The organism is Faucicola osloensis, assembly GCF_020041925.1.
Taxonomy (GTDB): Bacteria; Pseudomonadota; Gammaproteobacteria; order Pseudomonadales; family Moraxellaceae; genus Faucicola; species Faucicola osloensis_D.
Map to the genome: position 1 here is coordinate 2,100,165 of NZ_CP083409.1, position 20,560 is coordinate 2,120,724.

15 protein-coding genes are annotated in these 20,560 nt (G+C 41.4%); 5 read left to right on the forward strand and 10 right to left on the reverse strand.

Annotated elements, in window-relative coordinates; translation table 11 throughout:
• Positions 1–15 precede the first annotated feature (15 nt).
• From LAJ61_RS09335 to LAJ61_RS09350, 4 genes are all read left to right on the forward strand, one after another.
• Positions 16–1,470 (forward strand): AAA family ATPase, encoded by a 1,455-nt coding sequence (locus LAJ61_RS09335; protein WP_224053683.1) that lies wholly within the window; start codon positions 16–18, stop codon positions 1,468–1,470.
• Positions 1,471–1,476: 6 nt separating this feature from the next.
• On the forward strand, positions 1,477–2,121 hold the full coding sequence (locus LAJ61_RS09340) for a retron system putative HNH endonuclease (RefSeq protein ID WP_224053684.1): 645 nt from the start codon (positions 1,477–1,479) through the stop codon (positions 2,119–2,121).
• 56 nt (positions 2,122–2,177) lie between these two features.
• Entirely contained in the window at positions 2,178–2,753 is a 576-nt protein-coding gene (dcd, locus tag LAJ61_RS09345; RefSeq protein WP_224053685.1) for a dCTP deaminase, read from the forward strand.
• A gap of 193 nt (positions 2,754–2,946) precedes the next feature.
• On the forward strand, positions 2,947–3,189 hold the full coding sequence (locus tag LAJ61_RS09350) for a hypothetical protein (protein ID WP_224053686.1): 243 nt from the start codon (positions 2,947–2,949) through the stop codon (positions 3,187–3,189).
• Positions 3,190–3,248: 59 nt separating this feature from the next.
• On the opposite strand, the gene LAJ61_RS09355 is transcribed toward LAJ61_RS09350, so the two are convergent.
• The 7 genes from LAJ61_RS09355 to LAJ61_RS09385 form a co-directional block, all read right to left on the reverse strand.
• Entirely contained in the window at positions 3,249–5,033 is a 1,785-nt protein-coding gene (locus tag LAJ61_RS09355; protein ID WP_224053687.1) for an acyl-CoA dehydrogenase C-terminal domain-containing protein, read from the reverse strand.
• 144 nt (positions 5,034–5,177) lie between these two features.
• Positions 5,178–6,971 carry an acyl-CoA dehydrogenase C-terminal domain-containing protein gene (locus tag LAJ61_RS09360; RefSeq protein WP_224053688.1) on the reverse strand — a complete coding sequence of 598 codons (1,794 nt, stop codon included), beginning with the start codon at positions 6,969–6,971 and terminating at the stop codon, positions 5,178–5,180.
• Positions 6,972–7,121: 150 nt separating this feature from the next.
• A complete protein-coding gene (locus LAJ61_RS09365) occupies positions 7,122–8,966 on the reverse strand; it encodes a putative bifunctional diguanylate cyclase/phosphodiesterase (protein WP_224053689.1) in 1,845 nt (614 codons plus the stop codon).
• Between the two features lie 2 nt (positions 8,967–8,968).
• Complete coding sequence (locus LAJ61_RS09370; protein ID WP_224053690.1) at positions 8,969–9,829, reverse strand: 16S rRNA (uracil(1498)-N(3))-methyltransferase; 861 nt, start codon at positions 9,827–9,829, stop codon at positions 8,969–8,971.
• 276 nt (positions 9,830–10,105) lie between these two features.
• Positions 10,106–11,497: an adenosylmethionine--8-amino-7-oxononanoate transaminase gene (gene bioA / locus LAJ61_RS09375; RefSeq protein ID WP_224053691.1), complete on the reverse strand. Its 1,392-nt coding sequence runs from the start codon at positions 11,495–11,497 to the stop codon at positions 10,106–10,108.
• A gap of 223 nt (positions 11,498–11,720) precedes the next feature.
• Entirely contained in the window at positions 11,721–13,031 is a 1,311-nt protein-coding gene (locus tag LAJ61_RS09380; RefSeq protein WP_409034965.1) for a CitMHS family transporter, read from the reverse strand.
• A 598-nt stretch (positions 13,032–13,629) separates the two neighbouring features.
• On the reverse strand, positions 13,630–14,805 hold the full coding sequence (locus LAJ61_RS09385) for a sigma-54-dependent transcriptional regulator family protein (protein WP_224053693.1): 1,176 nt from the start codon (positions 14,803–14,805) through the stop codon (positions 13,630–13,632).
• Between the two features lie 197 nt (positions 14,806–15,002).
• Between LAJ61_RS09385 and exaC the strand changes: the two genes are divergently transcribed.
• Positions 15,003–16,514: an acetaldehyde dehydrogenase ExaC gene (gene exaC / locus LAJ61_RS09390; RefSeq protein ID WP_224053694.1), complete on the forward strand. Its 1,512-nt coding sequence runs from the start codon at positions 15,003–15,005 to the stop codon at positions 16,512–16,514.
• A gap of 237 nt (positions 16,515–16,751) precedes the next feature.
• On the opposite strand, the gene lldD is transcribed toward exaC, so the two are convergent.
• The 3 genes from lldD to lldP form a co-directional block, all read right to left on the reverse strand.
• Positions 16,752–17,900 (reverse strand): FMN-dependent L-lactate dehydrogenase LldD, encoded by a 1,149-nt coding sequence (lldD, locus tag LAJ61_RS09395; protein WP_224053695.1) that lies wholly within the window; start codon positions 17,898–17,900, stop codon positions 16,752–16,754.
• Positions 17,901–18,010: 110 nt separating this feature from the next.
• A complete protein-coding gene (locus LAJ61_RS09400; protein WP_224053696.1) occupies positions 18,011–18,784 on the reverse strand; it encodes an FCD domain-containing protein in 774 nt (257 codons plus the stop codon).
• Positions 18,785–18,797: 13 nt separating this feature from the next.
• A complete protein-coding gene (gene lldP, locus LAJ61_RS09405; RefSeq protein ID WP_409034966.1) occupies positions 18,798–20,513 on the reverse strand; it encodes an L-lactate permease in 1,716 nt (571 codons plus the stop codon).
• Between the last annotated feature and the right edge of the window lie 47 nt (positions 20,514–20,560).

A 20,560-nucleotide genomic window follows, 5' to 3' on the forward strand; every position in this document is an offset into this window, starting at 1 on the left:
TATTTATAGATAAAAATGAAACTTGAATCTGTACACCTTAAAAACTTTCGTGCTTTTAAAGAGCTGAAATTGGATTTTCATCCTAACTTAAATGTAATAGCAGGAATAAATGGAGCGGGCAAAACAACAATACTTGATATTTGCTCCATTTTTATGTCACATATTATTTCTCAAATTGAAAAAGGTACGAGTCAAAGAGCAATTAAGATAAACGAACTTGATATATTCAATAAATCTAATGAAACATTTGCATCAGCTAAATTTAAAGATGATTTTATTAAAAATGATGTCAATAACTTTATTGTTCTAAATCAGACTAGAATAGGATTTGGTAAGTCCAAAAACAATGAAATTGATGCTTTGAAAAAATACGCACAATTTATTCAAGAAAATATTCTTGCACTTGAAGAAGATTATAATATTCCTCTTTTTGCGTATTATAAAAATAATAGAGTAGTTCTAGATATACCTTTGCGAGTGAGGAATAAGCATAGTTTTACTCTGCTCAATGCCTATGAAGGTTCACTGAATGGTGATACAAGTTTTCGTCTCTTATTTGAATGGCTTAGAGAGCAAGAAGATTATGAAAATGAGTATAAATCAGATGATGTAGATAAAAATTATTATATTTCAAGAATTCGTGAGATTGAAGAACAAATTGAAGGTTGGAAAAACAATACAAGTCACTTTACTGTAGGTTCAAATATTTATGAAAAATCTGAAGAGATTGAATCAATAATTGATTCTTTGAATAACCTTAAAGACACACTGAATATGCGTTTAAAGATGCAAGATAAAAGATTATATAAAGAAACAAAGAGAAATCTAGATTTTGTTAAAGAGGCATTACAAGTTTTCGTACCAAATGTTTTGGATATTCGAATTCGTAGAAATCCGTTAGCAATGGTCGCTATCAAAAATGGTAGCCTAATACAAATTAATCAGCTTTCTGACGGAGAAAAGTCATTATTAGCTTTAGTAGGGGATATTGCAAGGCGTTTAATACTTGCAAATCCAAGCTTAGAAAATCCTTTATATGGCAAAGGTATTGTTCTAATTGATGAAATTGAATTGCATTTACATCCAAAATGGCAGAGAGAAGTAATTAATAAATTGCAAAAAGTTTTTCCCAATATTCAATTTATATTAACTACACACTCACCCCAAATAATTAGTGAAACTCCTAGAGAATGCCTACATATTTTGTCTTGGAATAATGAACAGCAGCAACCAGTAGTGTTCCATCCAGAACGCTCACTTGGCTTAGATAGCTCAGATGTTCTAAGTGAGATAATGAACAGTTTGCCCATTAACGAAGATTTCAAAATCAAATTAGACAATATATTTCAAGAAATTGATGAAGGGAATTATGATGAAGCAGAAACTGAAATTGATAATTTAGAAAATCAATTTGGAGAATTACCAGGCACGATTCAAGCAAAAACTCATTTAAACTTTTTAAAAGATTAACTTTCTATGATTTTCATCAATAAGAAACAAGAGCCAAAATCATTACTTAAATATAGAGTAAACAAAAGAAATTTAGCTGATATTACCTATGATAATTTCAGAGACAAAGATGATGTGAGAGATGCGTTGTTAGCAGAGCAAGGTCATATTTGTGCTTACTGCATGCAAAGAATTACTAAAGATAAAATGAAAATTGAACATTTTGCTTGTCAAAGTAACAATTCAGAATTGGAACTAAATTTTAGTAATATGCTAGGTTGTTGTATGGGAGGACATGGAAATTCAAAAGAATATCAACACTGTGATACTAGAAAAAATGATGAAATAATTAAGTTTAACCCGAGCAATCCTCATCATAAAAATTTACTTAAAATTTCCTATGATAGGAATGGACTAATTAGTTCCGAAGATGAAGAATTTGATAAAAACCTAAACGAAATTCTTAATCTTAACTTAGAGTTCCTTAAAAATAACAGAAAGGCTGTGCTCGAACAATTATATGAATCTTTTGAGAAAGTAAAGGGAACTGCAACGAAAAAAGATTGGGAAAAAAAATTATTAAATTTTCGAAATCCTAATAATGGCAAGCTTTTCCCTTATTGTGGTATTGCACTATATTACATAAGCAAAAAGATGGATAAATTTTCTTAGAGTTTTGGGACAATAAAAAGTATAATTCGTGCAAATTAATTAAGGGAAAAACCACCATGTCTATCAAATCCGACCGCTGGATACGCCAAATGGCAACCGAACACGGCATGATTGAACCATTTGAAGCCGGTCAAGTACGTGTGGGCGAGCAGGGACAAAAATTGGTCAGCTACGGCACCTCAAGCTATGGTTATGATGTCCGCTGTGCCCGCGAATTTAAAGTGTTTACCAATGTACATTCTGCCATCGTTGACCCAAAAAACTTTGATGAGCGTAGCTTTATTGATATCGTGGGTGATGAATGTATCATCCCGCCCAACTCATTTGCCTTGGCTCGTACTGTCGAGTATTTTCGTATTCCCCGCGATGTATTGACCATTTGTTTGGGAAAATCTACCTATGCTCGCTGCGGTATTATCGTCAATGTCACGCCGCTTGAGCCAGAATGGGAAGGGCATGTGACGCTTGAATTTAGTAATACCACCAACTTACCGGCGCGTATCTATGCCGGCGAGGGCGTGGCGCAAATGCTATTTTTCCAAAGTGATGCCGATGATGTATGCGAAACTTCCTACAAAGACCGTGGCGGTAAGTACCAAGGTCAAATGGGCGTGACCTTACCCAAAGCCTAAACGATAAGCAGTAAGCAGTCATATAGACCCACTTCGGTGGGTTTTATATTTTATGGCGTCAAATTGTTAAACGCTCAAATTTTACACGAGCTTACAACTGCTTTAAGCTTTCTATTTTTGAATATGTCATACTAACGATGCGCTATCGCTATCGTTTTAAAATAATAATACCCCACATAATAAGGATAACACCATGATTGAACTAAGTAATAACTATGTCGCCCTAAATTTGGCAAAATTTATCTATGAAGAAGAAGCCAAACTCACGCCAAATAAACACCAGCAAGAAAGTGATATCAAAGAATATATTTTTGAATTATATGAAGAGTGCGTTGCTGTCGTTGAAGAAAACGACTCAGCGGATTATGAATATGAAGACTTTGATTTTGATGAGGATGAATCGTTAGCACATGACGATGACGATATACTTCGCTAACATGTTAATTCATAAAAAAATCGGCTAAAGTGGCCGATTTTTTTATGTTTAAGTAGGGATTAAGCAATGGTTGCCGCAAAATAATCGCGGTCAAATGCTGTGATGGGTTGGCTTGTTGCTTTTACCATCGCAATATGCGCATCTAAGCGTGGCAACATACGACCGACATAGTAGTCTGCTAATTTTGCTTTGTTGGCATAGAAATCGCCCTCTTTGCCATTCGCAGCTTCAACCATCAGGCCAAACATATAAGCAAAGCTGACATAACCAAAGGCTTGTAAGTAATCAACCGCACAGCCATTGATTTCGTCTTTATTTACCGCTGCCGCTGCTACCACCGCTTTAGTTAAGTCTTCAAGTTTATCCGCTGATGTTAAAATCGCTTGTTTGATGGCATGGTCTGCGTTCATGTTATTGGCAAAATCACGCATTTCTTGCACATACGTTGTCACAAACGCACCGCCGTTTTTCACCACTTTACGACCCAACAAGTCAAGTGATTGGATACCATTGGTCCCTTCATAAATTTGCGAGATACGGGTATCACGTACGATTTGTTCCATACCCCATTCACGGATATAGCCATGACCACCAAAGCATTGCTGTGCATCAATTGACGCTTCAAGACCACGGTCAGTTAAGAATGCTTTAGCAACGGGCGTCAAAAGAGCAACGCGGTCATCAGCAGCTTTTCTTGCTTCAGCATCATCTGTATATTTGTTGGTATCAAGTTCTTTGGCGACATACATCGCAAAGCAGCGTGAGGCCTCACTGATGGTTTTAGCATTTAACAGCATACGGCGAACGTCGGCATGAAATACGATTGGGTCAGCGGCTTTGTTTGGCTCTTGGATACCGCTATCGGCGCGACCTTGGATACGGTCAAGGGTATAAGCTGTGGCGTTTTGATACGCTAACTCAGCGCCACCGATACCTTGTAACCCCATTGTCAAACGCTCATAGTTCATCATGATAAACATGGACGCAAGACCGGTATTTTCTGCACCTACCATAAAGCCTTTGGCACCATCAAAGTTCATGACGCAAGTCGCTGACGCTTTGATACCCATTTTGTGCTCAATAGAGCCACAGCTTACCGCGTTACGCTCGCCCAATGAGCCATCCGCATTCACATGGAATTTGGGTACGATAAACAATGAAATCCCTTTTGAGCCTGCTGGGGCATCGGGGGTTTTTGCCAATACCAAATGGATGATGTTGTCCGCTAAGTCATGTTCACCTGCGGTGATGAAAATTTTGGTACCTGTAATATTGTAGCTACCGTCTTGGTTTGGCACGGCTTTGGTTTTGATGATACCCAAATCCGTACCTGCATGCGGTTCGGTCAAACACATCGTACCTGTCCACTCACCTGAGTAGATTTTTTCTAGGTAGGTTTGTTTTTGTTCTTCAGAGCCTGCGTTATAGATACACATACACGCACCACCTGATAGGTTTGGATAGAGCGCGAATGATTGGTTGGCGGTAAATACCATCTCTTCAGCGAGCATCGTCACCATTTTTGGCATGCCTTGACCGCCATGATTTGGATCGCCGCCTAGACCAATCCAGCCGCCTTGTGCATATTCGTCAAATGCTGCTTTAAAGCCAGTGGGTGTTTTTACTTTGCCTTCACCCAGATATTGTGCCCCTTCTTCATCACCCGAGCGGTTGATGGGCAGTAACGTGTTTTTAGCAAATTTTGACATTTCTTCTAAAATCATATTGACCGTATCACTGTCAACATGGGCTAACTGTTCATTTTTTTGCCAAAAATCAGCTGCATTGAATACATCATTCAAAATGAATTTCATGTCTTGAATTGGCGCATTATAAATAGGCATATTATTTCCTTTTATGGGTTAGCTCTTAATTCGAAATGAGACAAATCCTTAGACAGCTTTCGCTACCTAAGGATTGAATAAAGAATTAAACTATCAATGATTCTATCATAATTTTATTACTACACTAGATAGCTTAGTAAAAAATTAGAATTGGAATTCGTCAACTTCCATAGTCATGTATGGCTCAAGCCCTGTATCAATACGTTTGACGTAAGTTAAGGTGCGAGGCAATAGTTTTGCAAAGTAGAACTGAGCGGTCTTGATTTTGGCTTGATAGAATTTGGTCTCAGTGGTGTCGCCTTGGAGCGCTTGCTGAGCGACTAACGCCATACGAGCCCATAGGTAAGCTAGGGTGATGTAGCCACTATAGTACATGTAGTCAACCGCCGCTGCACCCACTGCATCAGGATTTTCAGTGGCTTGCATACCAATGCGAGCGGTCAAATCGCCCCATTCTTTATTCAGACGTGCCAGTGGACGAATGAATTCACCCATCGCATCGTTGTCTTTGTTTTCTTCACAGAATTGATAAATGACTTTGCTAAAGTTAGCTAGCATTTTACCTTGTGAACCCAATACTTTACGACCTAACAAGTCAAGTGATTGGATTTCAGTGGTGCCTTCATATAAACAAGCGATACGCGTATCACGTACGTTTTGTTCCATGCCCCATTCACGGATAAAGCCGTGACCACCATACACTTGCACACCGTGATTGGCGGCTTCATAACCTGTTTCAGTTAAGAAGGCTTTGGCAATTGGGGTTAAAAAAGACAACATTTGGTCAGCGTAAGCTTGTGTTTCGCCTTCACCTTTAGTTACCACATCAGAGAATTGTGATAGATAGTAGACGAGGGCACGGCCACCTTCAGCAAACGCTTTACAAGTTAATACCATGTTGCGCACTGCTGGATGGACGATGATTGGGTCAGCCACTTGTTCTGGCGCTTTTGCACCGCTTAATGCGCGCATCGCAAGACGATCTTTGGCGTAGCTTAAGCCACCTTGGAAAGCCAATTCCGCCGCAGTTAGACCTTGAATCGCAGTACCAATACGGGCAGTATTCATAAAGGTAAACATACAGTTTAGACCTTTGTTTTCTGGTCCAATCAAGTAACCTTTGGCTTTATCAAAATTTAGTACCGCAGTTGCAGAGGCTTTGATACCCATTTTGTGTTCAATCGAACCGCAGGTAACAGGGTTACGCTCACCGATAGAGCCATCTTCGTTGACATTGAATTTTGGTACGATGAACAATGAGATACCTTTAGTACCTGCTGGCGCACCGGGTAAACGCGCGAGTACGATATGGACAATGTTGTCTGCCATGTCGTGTTCGCCCGCTGAGATAAAGATTTTTTGACCCGTGATAGCGTATGAACCGTCTTCATTGGGTTCAGCTTTGCTGCGGATAATACCTAAATCAGAACCTGCATGCGCTTCGGTCAGACACATGGTACCTGTCCACTCACCGCTGACAAGTTTTAACAAATATTTTTGTTTTTGTTCATCGGTACCGTGGTGTTCTAGCGTACGGATAGCGCCTTCAGATAGACCTGGGTACATTGAGAAAGACCAGTTAGCCGTACCTACCATTTCATTGACTGCTGAACCCAATGACAATGGCATACCTTGACCGCCAAATTCTTCATCGGCACATAAAGAAGGAAAGCCTAATTCACAGTATTGTTTATAAGCTTCTTTAAAGCCTTTTGGCGTATATACATTACCATTTTCAAAACGACAGCCTTCTTCATCGCCTGAACGGTTGAGGGGTGACAATTCTGCTTCAGAGAAGCTTGCACCTGCTTCTATGAAACTATCAATTGTTTCTTTATCCGTATGAGCATAGCTAGGAATGGTTTTGTAGTGATCTTCAAATTTTAATAATTCATGCATAACAAATTTCATATCACGAAGCGGTGCTTTATATTGCATACGATATCCTTGATTAGTGTTTTAAAAAGACAAAAAAACCTACCCCAATACTAAGGTTTTATATCTCTAAGATAGGAAAATTTGACAAAGGTGACAAGGTACTAACATGACTATAGGGTCATAAAAAAATCTAATTGGTCAAATTAAAACTTATAGCAAATAGTTTGGTTTATAGTTGGCTTTAAGCCAATCGGTGGTGTCTTTACTAGACATGGGTTTACCAAACCCAAAGCCCTGAACGGAATCACAACCAAGGCTACGCAAATATTCGATTTCTTCACAGTTAGAGACGCCCTCAGCCAATGCTTGCATGGATAGCGAATGCGCCATATCAATCACTGATTTGACAATCACTTGTTTTTTTGAGTCTTGTAAAATATCTGTAATAAACAAGCGGTCAATTTTGAGCACATCAATCGGATATTTAATCAAATATTGCAGCGCGGCAAAACCTGTACCAAAGTCATCAATCGATATACTAATACCATACTGGCGCAGTTTTGCTAGCATCAGCTGCGCTTTTACTTCATCTTGAATGTTGCGGACTTCGGTGATTTCAAAACTGATTAATTGGGCAAGCCAACTATACTGCTGTATCATCCCTTCAATAAACTCAATAAATTTGTCACTAATCAATTGGCGAGTATCAATATTGATACAGATGAGGCAGTTATAGCCCATCTCACGCCATGTCAAAATCTGCTCGACACACGCTAAAACAATTTTTTCAAATAGCGCCTGCGATGACTTATCGAGCACCTCATCCAAAAAATCTTTGGGATAGAGCAGTCCAAGGGTGGGATGCTCCCAGCGCACCAGCGCTTCAAACATCGGCAAGTCGGGCTGTGCAAACTCTAGCTTGGGCTGAAAATAGGGCAAAATTTGCTGTTTTAATAACGCATTTTTAAAGGCGCTTAGCAAATGAATGTCTTTAAAATTGCCTTTTTGCTGGTTGGCATCATACCAAACACAATCTTCATCACTGATGAGCCGCGCATGTTTTAACGCCGTGTCTGCTTGTAAGAGCAGTGTCTGAGCATCTTGGGTATGAGTTGGAAAAATCGAGGCGCCAATCGACAGCCTTAAATAAATTGATTGGTTGTCAATGCTAAAAGGTAAGTCAAATAACTGTTTGAGCGCTGCCACATAGTGATGCGCGGCATCAAGGTCTTGTACCGAAATCATCGCCGCAAAACTATCACCCCCAAACCGCGAAAAAGTGACTAAACTTGCACCCGAAATCTTTAAGGACTTTATCCGTTTGACAAAACCTTGAATCAGCGTATTGGTATTTTCAATGCCAAGGCTGATGTTAAAAGACTGCAATTTATCAATATTGATGCGTATCAATACCCCCATACAATCGCGGTGATTATCAGCTGTCTGGTAGTAGTCAATACAGCTTTTTAATTTGTCATAAAAAGTATCATAATTGGGCAGACCCGTTAATTCATCATAATTGTAGAGATGTAAGGTGTGGCTAAGCTGCGCATCTTTTTTGGTTAAATTGGTAAGTAGCCCTACATACACCACCTGATTATCATCGACTTCACACACGGAGATATCTAGCCAAACCGCCACTTCAGGTGAATTGTGATAAGAAAGCACTAAATTGGTCGAAATTGATTGTCGATTATCCAGTCTGGTAATGATGGCGGCAATCGCTTGCTGTAAGTGTGGGGCATAGGTCTTATACGGATAAAAATAAAACGGGCTACCTATCACCTGATCGCGTGGAAAGGTGGTAATGTTTAAAAATTGCTGATTGACACAGATAAAACGTAGCCGTTCATCAAGCATAAAAATGCCATCATGGATTTTTGAAAAAACCGAGGCAAACACCGCATTTTGATGTTCAAGCGAAATTTGTTGATCAAAAAAATGGCTATCAACAATAAACCCATACTCACGTAAATCACCATGACACAACTTATTAACATCCACAAAGCAATCACGATGGTCTATCGGCATGACTGGATCGGTATTGGATGACATGATTATTCCTGTGCAAGGGTCAAAGTTTGATGTAGGGTCAACAATGAAGACAATGCGACAACAGGGGCTGTTTCAGTTCGTAGCACACGCTCGCCAATTTGCCAAGGCATAAAACCCCGCTCGATAGCTTGCGTTATTTCTTGCTCTGAAAACCCACCTTCGGCGCCAATGAGTAACCAAAATTGGGCTAAAGAACACTGTCTAAACTGGTTTGTTATACGGGGTATTGGGTTGGTATAGGGCGTGAGGGGTTCAATATCGTTATGCTCAATGTCGTTACCTTCAATTTGATTACAAGGTGTCACTACGCCACTGTCATCAGGAGGAACGGCTAAAATTAATTTGGTCACGTCGGCAGAAGTGGGAACGCCTGCTGGCTCATCAATCCAGTCGCTAAAAGCTTTTGGTGCCAGCAATGTTGGCACAATATTAAGCCCACATTGTTCACATGCCGATACCGCAATCTGCTGCCAGTGGGCGAGCTTTTTATCGGCTTGGTCTGCTTTTAGGCGTACTTCGCCATGTTGGCTTGTGAGCAGCTGAATCGATGACACCCCAAGCTCTGTGGATTTTTGAATGGCATAATCCATGCGCTCGCCACGGCTCATAACCAAGGCAATGTTCACAGTAAATGGCAAAGCTCGATTGATCGGATTAAAATCGTTGATGGTAACGAGCGCTTGTTTTTTAGTGACATCCGTTAAAGTGACGGTATATTCACCACCTTGACCATCAAAAAACAACGCTTGTTCGCCGATACTTGCTCTTAACACTTTACACCAATGATGAAAAATCTCTTCGGTCAAAGGCACAGTGCTGCCAACTTGTAGCAAATTTGGTTGGTTATAAAAAAATCTACGCATAAATCATCTAAGTAAGTTTCACGATTAAGTTAAGTTAAGTGGGTCAAAATTCCTACAAAAGTTAAATATTTTTTTGACGATAATCTCATTGATTGTACGTTAAATATGAGTAATGTAGGCATAAGCTGTGAATTTTAATACAATTTTTTATAATACAGTAAGAATTGAAACTTTGTAACAAATCCTAACTTTTGACGATAAATTATAATAACAAACATCTATTTACAATTGATTAGTTAATTAGTCAGTAAATTTCATGCGGCGTTAGTAAAGGCGTTAAGGCAGATCGATGGCTTGAGACGAGCCTTTCGGTATTTTTGGGAGATTGTCACAAAGCTTTTGCAAACAACGATTTAATATGCCAAAGATGTGCCCAATCTCTGCCGGGGTCGTGCAATAAGGCGGAATAAGATAAACATGGTTGCCAATCGGACGAATCATCACGCCCTGATCAAGGCATAAATTGGCAAAAGCTTTGCCCAAATTTTGAGAAAAATCCAAGGTAAAAGCTGCAATCATGCCGGTTTGACGTACAAACTTTATGGGTAAATTGGCATCAGCTAATTGCTGTAAACCATGCGCCATCGCTTGGATAAGGGATTGGTTGTGTAGCAAGACATTATCGCGTTCAAACAGTTCAAGCGACGCCAAAGCCGCGCTACAAGCCAATGGATTGCCAGTAAAACTATGCGAATGTAAAAAGCCTTTTTCCACTTTGTCATCATAAAATGCTTGGTAGACATCATCGGTTGTCATGACGCAAGACATTGGCAGATAGCCTGCCGTTAGACCTTTTGACAGACAGATAAAGTCAGGGCAATAATCGTCTTGTTTATCCGCATCTGCCAACCCCAGCATTTGCTCTACCGCAAACATAGTACCTGTACGACCAAAACCCACGGCAATCTCATCATATATCACATGGATGTGATAATGGTGCGCAAGTTTGGCAACGCCAAGCAAATAATTAGCAGAATACATCGCCATGCCCGCCGCCCCTTGTACCAAAGGTTCAAGGATAATCGCACAGATATCGCGGGATTTTTCTGCCAAGATGCGTTCTAGTGCATCCAAGCTTTTTTGCTCATGGAGCTGCGCTGCGCTATCGTCAGGGCTGAAAATATGTGCGGGGGAAGGAATACGAATTTGGCTGACAATCAAATCTTTGTATTGCTTACTAAACAGCGGGATATCTGTCACCGCAAGACTGCCAACGGTTTCACCGTGATAACCGTGTTCCAATGAGATAAATTTGGTTTTTTGCGTTTGCCCTGATTGCTGCCAGTACTGCAAACTCATCTTAAGCGCGACCTCCACCGCCCCTGAGCCACTGTCGGCAAAAAAAGCTTTGGTTAGTGACTTGGGCGTGATGGCAACCAATTTTTCTGCAAGCGTCAAAATCGGCGGGTGAGTGACACTAGCGATTAAAGTATGCTCAAGCGTATCGAGCTGCTGTTTTATTTTTTCGTTGATAAAGGGATGGCAATGTCCATGTAGATTGACCCACCATGAGCTAATCATATCGTAATAGGCGTTACCGTGCTGATCATATAATTGATTGCCTTGAGCTTTGACGAGGTGGAGTGGGGGATTATTTTCAAGGGCTTGCATCTGTGTGCAAGGAAGCCATAACGCGTTATTCATAAGGGTCTCAAAATTTTTTGTCACATTGTAGCACTTTTGACCCAAGAAAAAAGGCTTGAAATCGCAAGCCCTCTAATGCTATGAGTGATAATGATAATAATAGGAACGGTAATTATCACAGAATTTACGCACTATAAATTTTCGATAAAAAAGCGTCTAAAAAAAATTCGTTTTTAGACGCTTGTATAAACAGTAAATTTATAATGATTGCTAAAATCGTATACTTAAAATTCCCGATGATAGCCTATTAAAGTGGCACACCACCCACCGTGAATATCGCTAAGGAAAATGCGACAAAAATCCCAATCGCCCATTTGGCTGATTGAATCTGCCATTTACCCATCTCAACGCCTGTAATATGCAGCAATAGATAGATAAATCCAACCAATGGACTTAATAAATGAAATGCTTGACCAGCGGTTGAAGCAATCGCGATATCCATTGAGCTAAAACCATATTTTATCCCAACTTGGTTTAATACTGGTAACACACCCAAATAAAAAGCATCATTACTTAGCAAAAACGTACCAGGTACAGAGATCAAGGCAACAATCAACGGCCAGTGATTACCAAACCGCTCAGGAATCCAGGTCGCTAGCGCTTCGCCCATAGCATGACTCATACCTGTGCCAGATAAAATCCCCATAAACACACCCGCTGCCAACACCATAAAAATTACTTGTACAGCTGATGAGCCATATTTTTCAATAATTTCACGTTGATCGGCTTGTTTCGGGTAATTAGCCATTAAAGCAACGGCTAACGCAATCGCAAAAATCAATGCTGAATTGACTTTTGGTAGAAACCACATACCACCAAAAATAAGTTCAATCATCACTAGCAGCGTCAAGCCAAAATTAAACCAAATGAGATGGGGTCTAGTAAATTTAGCATCGTCCTCATGTGGTGTATCGATTAGATGCACCATACCGTCTGTATTTAGATTGGTGATACCCAGTCGTTTTCTCTCTGCTAATCCCCGTATGACAGCCACAACAATGACCCATAGGGCGGCTATAATCATCCCCGGCATGATTGCACGTAATAACTCCCCCTCATCAACATGCAGCGCTGTGATGATACGTGCGGTGGGTCCTCCCCAGGGTAATAAATTCATGATAGAGTTTGCTAAGACAATTAATACCGCCAAATCCATCATTTTCATATTCAGTTTGCGATATACAGGTAGCAGGGCTGAACAGACCACAAGGGTGGTCGTCGATCCATCGCCATCAACTGAGATGCCTAGTGCAAGAATCGCTGTGCCCACCAAGACTTTTAAAGGGTCGCCCTTGACTGCTCGGACAATAAAATTGACCAATGGCTGAAACAACCCAGCACTCAGCATTAAACCAAAGTATAAAATCGCAAATAACAGCATAAGTGCTGTACCTGCAACACCTTTAATTTTTAAATCGGCATCGCTGATCATCCCGGCAATAGCATATTTAGGAATATCAAGTGCAGAAAAACCCCACTGGTTTATTGCTCCAGCGATAACACCAATAATTAAAGGCACTAAAATAAGAGAGGTAAAAGGGGACGCTTTGCGGGTCATGATAAGTATCATAAACCCGATCACAATTAATAATCCAAACAGCGCTAACATAGTCGTAATCCTTTACATGGTCATTTAACAAGGTGGCAATATTATCATAATATTTTGTGTTTTTTCGATAATTTCTATGTTCATGACACAAACCAAGATATCCCGATACGCGCAACTATTAAAATGCCCCAATCTCTACAGCCACCTATCATAAAATGAAGTCAACCAAGTTCGATGTAGGTTATCAGCTAACGTATTGAAAAATATATAAAAATAGTAATATAACAAGCCAACATCACTACGATGTCTTGAATGCTCAGTTGCACAAATAGGTTTTAGCTCATCAAGACTGGCGTTAAAAGATACACAAGCATTACCACCCAAAAGTGCATAGAGGCATGCTATTTTTTTATTTCGATAGGTCAATGGTATTGCAGCATTTCTTTTGCAGGCACAGGAAAAAGACAGGGTAGTAAAGCGGGAAGTCAAGAATAAAACACAACCAACGCTTTGGTGGGGTATCACCCATATCGAAAAAGCCTGGCAACGGTTTTTCAACGAAAAGTTCATGATTAAGGAAAATTGATGGTGAAGCAAAAATTGATGGTTACCGATTTGACAGTACCTCTAAATGTTGGTGAATCGAGAGGTTATCTGGCATTAACTCAATCAGCCTTTCTATGGCATCGCTAGCATCAGGGCAATTTGACAAATGCATGAGTAATAAGTCAACCTGATCTGACTGATAAATGGCTTGGCTTAAGCGAGCTTCTAAACAGGTGCGCCAAGTGCATAAAAAAGGGCTTTCAGTTTTGCTAAAAAATATGCCAGTATATAGTTTGATGGCGGCTTCTAAATAACCTGCATTTAATGATTGTTCAACCCGCAAAAAATCACCATCAATAGGCATTAATAGTCGGTACGGACGAGAACCCAATAAACCAGTAAGTGTATCACGTAACTGCGACATTTCAGTCTTTAGCGTACCTTGTGACACTTTACGCTCACCGTAGATGGCTTGGTGTAAGGCATCTAAGCTCAGACCTTGGGGACAAAGTGCTAACACTGTCAATATCTCGATTTGCCGAGGGGTCAGCCGCAAGGTTTTGCCATTGAATATAACACTGGGTTCGCTAAATCCTTGAATATACAGATAGTGTCTTTGGCACTCATTCAAAGCGGATTGTAAAATACTGGCACAGCGTTCAGCAGCAAATATGCCAAAATTATTGTGATTCTGCCAAGTGGTCGATAAATCCAGTACGCCAATGACCTGTTTGGTATGCGGTTCAATAATAGGCGTGGCGTAACAGACCCATTCATGAACCGAAGGCATATAGTGTTCATTGGAAAAAACACAAGTTGATTGCTGCGTTTTTAGTGATAATGCAAGCGCATTTGTGCCAACTTGGCTTTCCCCCCAGCATCCGCCTTCGATGAAGTTAACCGCTTCTGCCGCTTTTTGCATAGACTTGCTGGCAGTCGTCCAGATAATCGTACTACCGATATCAGCCACAGCCATCACCATGGAGGATTGCAGCGTGATATGTTGTAATTGATTTTGACAATAGCCTAAGGCTTTTTTTAGATAATACGATTGATCGCTTTTGGTGGCGTTAATGGGTGCTTGTTGGCGCTCAGTTGGAATGTTAGCACTGTCTGAGCGGTGCCATGACTGAACGATACTTTGTTGGATAAGATCTGCATTATTATCGGTAAAGGTAATGTTAAAACGCCTCTTATCAATCCGATGCCTTTGCTCTAACAGTCTATTTTTATTCATATTTTAAAATATCCTAATGCACTAACCAATCCTTGGTTTTTTAAAATAAGCTATCCTCAATAGTATAATGTCCATCCCTTATTGTAAAGGATAATTAAACACCTACCTTTTACCTACCGTTTCTGTAATAATATGAATTTGTAAACCCCAACTGCACGAAGCAGTTTATCTACCAACTGACAAAAGGAAATGTCATTATGCGTTATGCTGACCCTAATACTGACGGTGCTAAAATCAATTTTAAAGAAAAGTATGACAACTTTATTGGCGGCCAATGGGTTGCGCCGGTTAAAGGTGAGTACTTTGATGACATCTCACCCGTCAACGGCAAGCCCTTCGCCAAAGTCGCCAAATCAAGTCCAGAAGACATTGAACTTGCACTTGATGCCGCCCATGCCGCTAAAACTAAGTGGAATGCGGCTTCACCCACAGAGCGCTCTAATCTATTATTAAAAATCGCGGATCGCCTTGAGCAAAATATTGAGTTATTGGCGGTAGCTGAAACATGGGAAAACGGTAAACCCATCCGTGAAACCTTAGCTGCGGATATACCACTTGCCATTGACCATTTTCGCTACTTTGCCGGTGCAATTCGCGCGCAAGAAGGCGGTGTGTCACCCATTGATAATGACACTGTCGCTTATCACTTTCATGAGCCTTTAGGTGTGGTTGGACAAATCATTCCTTGGAATTTTCCAATTTTAATGGCTGCCTGGAAAATCGCGCCTGCACTAGCCGCGGGTAACTGCATCGTCTTAAAACCTGCCGAACAGACGCCTGTGAGCTTATTGGTGCTTGTTGAATTGATTCAAGATTTGCTACCAGCAGGTATCTTAAACATCGTCAATGGGTATGGCGAAGAGGTGGGTAGTTATTTAGCTAGAAGCCCACGCATCTCAAAAATTGCCTTTACTGGCTCAACCCCTGTCGGTCAGCTTATTATGAAGTATGCGACAGAAAATATTATTCCAGTTACTTTAGAATTAGGCGGTAAATCACCCAATATTTTCTTTGCCGATGTCATGGATAAAGAAGATGATTACCTAGAAAAAGCGCTTGAAGGTTTTACTATGTTTGCGCTCAATCAAGGTGAAATATGTACCTGTCCTTCGAGAGCCTTAGTGCATGAAAGTATCGCCGATGCCTTCTTGGCCAAAGCCGTAGAACGGGTAAAACGTATCAAAACAGGTCATCCATTGGATACGGAAACGATGATTGGTGCGCAAGCCTCTCAGGAACAACAAGACAAAATCTTAGGCTGTATTGCTACAGGTAAACAAGAAGGCGCCGAGCTTTTAACCGGTGGTAATGCAAGACATGAGGTGGGTGAAGGTTATTATATCGAGCCGACGATTTTTAAAGGCAATAATGATATGAAAATCTTCCAAGAAGAGATTTTTGGCCCAGTATTGTCTGTGACAACCTTTAAAGACTTTGATGATGCTATGCGTATTGCCAATGATACTATGTTTGGGCTAGGTGCTGGCGTGTGGGCACGTAGTGGCAATACTGCCTACCGTGCAGGGCGGGCTATTCAAGCTGGGCGAGTATGGACAAACTGTTACCACATTTATCCAGCCCATGCTGCATTTGGTGGTTACAAGAAATCAGGCATCGGGCGTGAAAACCACAAAATGATGTTAGAGCATTACCAAAATACCAAAAATTTACTGGTCAGCTATTCTGAAAAACCGATGGGCTTCTTCTAGAATTTGATAGGTCATAAGCAACAAAAACCGCTCTCATAGAGCGGTTTTTTTATCGAAAATAAAAAGTATCAATATTAAATTCATTCACACGTGCTCAATCAGACACTCACAATAAGCAGTTATTGCGCCATAAAGTTGATAAATTCATTGAACTTAGTTCAATCATAAAATCTTAGCATTTACTAAAATAAGAAAATATCATAGAGACGCTGAGGTTGACTATTCACTATCAGTCTATCAAGTCAGGCTGCTAAAATCTACTAAACAGTCTCGATTGATATCTTGAATTCGGTTTGCACTGGTCAATGTCATTGCCACGCGCATTTCTTTGTCTATCAAGTTGAGTAAATTGGTCACCCCAGCCTCACCATCGGCGGCTAACGCATAGACAAATGCACGTCCTAACATACATAAATCTGCCCCCAATGCCAACATTCTCACCACGTCTAAGCCATTACGGATACCCGAATCGACCAAGATTTTGATATCACCTTTAACAGCATCGGCAATTTTGGGTAGGGCAGTGGCAGTTGACATTACCCCATCAAGCTGACGTCCACCATGATTGGAAACCACGATACCATCAGCGCCAAAACGTACTGCATCTTTGGCGTCTTGTGGGTCAAGAATACCTTTGATGACCATAGCGCCATCCCAAAAATCACGAATCCATTCTAAGTCTTTCCAAGAAATCGAGGGATCAAAGTTATTACCGAGCCAACCGATATAATCTTCTAAGCCAATCGCTTTACCCAGATATTTAGAAACATTACCCAAGTCATGGGGTCTACCCAGTAACCCCACGTTCATTGCCCAGTGCGGATGGGTGCATGCTTGTAGATAGCGACGCATGGCGGCATTGGGTCCACTCATGCCAGAGTGCGCATCGCGATATCTCGCCCCTGGGACAGGCATATCGACGGTAAACACCAGCGTTGAGCAGCCTGCCGCTTTGGCACGCTCTAGCACATTTTGCATAAACTTACGGTCACGCAACACATACAGCTGAAACCACATAGGGCGATTGATTTTTGGGGTGACTTCTTCGATAGGGCAGACTGATACCGTTGACATGGTAAATGGAATACCTTTTTTGTCAGCAGCCATGGCTGCTTGGACTTCACCACGGCGAGCATACATCCCTGTCAAACCCACTGGAGAGAGTGCCACAGGTAAAGACAGCTGCTCACCAAAAATCTCAGTGGATAAATCAAGCTGCGTCATGTCTTTTAGTACCCGCTGACGCAAGGCAATACTTGATAAGTCTTCAACATTACGTTTTAGGGTGTATTCTGCATACGCGCCACCATCAATGTAGTGGAATAAAAAGGGGGGTAAACGGCGGCGAGCCGCTTCTCGGTAATCATTGGCAGAAGAAATAATCATAATATCCCTATCTTAACTATGTTATTAATGGTAAAAATAGCCACTGGCACTCAAAACTGTTTACACTAAAATACGTTTATAAAATGCGCCTGCATTAACAGGCATCTGTGTTAAAAAACATCAGTGGCCAACCGGGAAACTCGCTGTCTGCGAGCCGTTGCCTCATCAATCTTGGCAACCTGTTTTATCACAAACTCAATATGCTCACCCACGGCTTTGCGAGCTAATTCACTATCACGCGCGATAATCGCATTCATCATCGCCATATGCTGCGTATGTAAAGTTTCAAAGCCATAATGCTCGGTGTAAATTTTTCGCCGAGCTAATACCACGTTATGTCTTAGCAGGTGAAAAACATTTTTCATCATCTGCAACAATACCGCATTTTGGGAAGCTTCAGCAATCGCTAAATGAAAATTGGCATCGGCAATAGCGGCTTGTTCGGTATCGCCATGCGCTTGACTGTTTGCTAACTGCTCGTAGTAAAAGCGGATTTTTTCAATATCTTGTTTTGTAGCTCTTTGGGCAGCGTACCAAGCTGTACCGCCTTCTAGTACAATTCTTGCTTCTTGCACATCAAGTCGATACAGTGGATCGGCTTCTAATAACGGGGTTAGGGTTTGTAATATCAGATTATCAGACAGCGCTACAAGGGGTTGGTTCTGTTTGGTTCTTTGCACATCTTTGACAAACGTTCCCGACCCAATACGACTTTCGGTAATACCGACACTATTCATCTGCTGTATCGCTTCACGCAGTGCGGTACGAGATACGCCTAGTCGCTCACACAAATGGCGCTCGGCAGGTAATCTATCGCCATTTTTTAGCCCTTCACGGTCTATTAGCGAAATTAATTGTTCAATAACCTGCGTTGCAACCTTCATACCTTACCCATCATTATCCGTGTGGAATCATCCAAGGCACGACATACGCTTGTAGCGTGATGAGCACGCCCATCATAATGGTAAAAATAATACTATGTTTGACGGTAAATCTGAACAAATCTGACTCTTTACCCACCAAACCTGTAGCGGCACAGGCAATGGCAATGGATTGCGGGGAAATCATTTTACCGGTCACCCCACCTGAGGTATTCGCTGCCACTAACAACACCTCAGGCACACCAATTTGCCGAGCGGTGGTGGCTTGAAGGGCAGCAAACAACGCATTGGCTGACGTGTCTGAGCCTGTCAAAAATACCCCTAACCAACCCAAAAATGGTGAAAAGAAGGTAAAAGCTTTGCCCGTGTGTGCCAATGCTAACGCTAAGGTAGCAGACAACCCCGAATAATTGGCGATAAACGCAAATGCCAACACCATACCAATAGAATAAATCGGGGTGCGTAGCTCATTAATGGTTTCGCCAAACGTCGATAACGCTTGTTTGGGACGCATTTTTAGCATCACGATGGAAATAATCGCCGCTAACATGATGGCTGTACCTGTTGCTGAGAACCAATCAAATTTATAAATGGCCGCATAGTCAGTAATTTTGGTGACGACTGGGGGCAGTTTTTGTACTGTATTGTGCAAATACGGCACATTGATACTCATCACCATATCGACCAACGCCCCATCAGGGTGACCATCTTTGCCTTTAACAAACAAATCTTTAAACGGCTTAATACTCCACAACGACACCATCGCTGTCAAAATGGCAAACGGCATCCAAGCTTTGATGATTTGAGCGGGCGAATAATGGGTGGTTGGCAACGGTGCTGATACGCCTGTGGTATCACCCATCTGATTTTTGCCATCGACTTGATTTTCAAAACGGAATATGTGCTTGGGCTGCCACACTTTAAATAGCAACGTCAAACTAACTAACGAGGCAATAGCAGCGGTAATATCAGGCAACTCAGGTCCAATGTAGTTGGAGGTCAAAAACTGCGCAATAGCAAATGACCCACCACCGACCACAATCGCTGGGAAGGTTTCACGAACGCCTCGCCATCCGTCCATAATCGCCATAATCCACACTAACACAATCGGCACAATAAAAGGCAACTGACGTCCGACCATTTGGCTAATGGCATGGGTTTCTACCCCAGATACTTGTCCTGCCACGATGATTGGAATTCCCATCGCACCAAAGGCAACAGGGGCAGTATTGACGATTAGGCAAAGTCCGGCGGCATACAAAGGCTTAAACCCTAATCCGACCAATAACGCTGCTGTGATAGCTACAGGTGCACCAAAGCCTGCTGCGCCTTCCAAAAAAGTACCAAAAGCAAACCCGACCAGTAACATCTGTAACCGTTGGTCTTGGGTGAGCGATAAAATACTGGAGCGGATAATATCAAATTGCCCTGTTTTTACCGTCACTTTGTATAAAAATACCGCCCCGATAATAATCCAAGCGATAGGCCAAAGCCCGTAGAAGAATCCATAAATCGCTGATGATAACGCTAACGTCACCGGCATTTGATATAAAAATAGGGCAACAAGCAGCGCCAAAACAACGGTAATGGTGCCTGCGACACTACCTTTTAAACGAAATACCGCCAAGGCTAGAAAAAAGAAGATAATCGGGATGAGGGCAATGGCACTTGAAAGCCAAATATTGCCCATGGGATCGTAAATCTGTTGCCAATGTTGCATCATTTCCTCCATGAAATAATTGGTATTACCAAAATAGTCTGAGTATCAATAATTGGTTA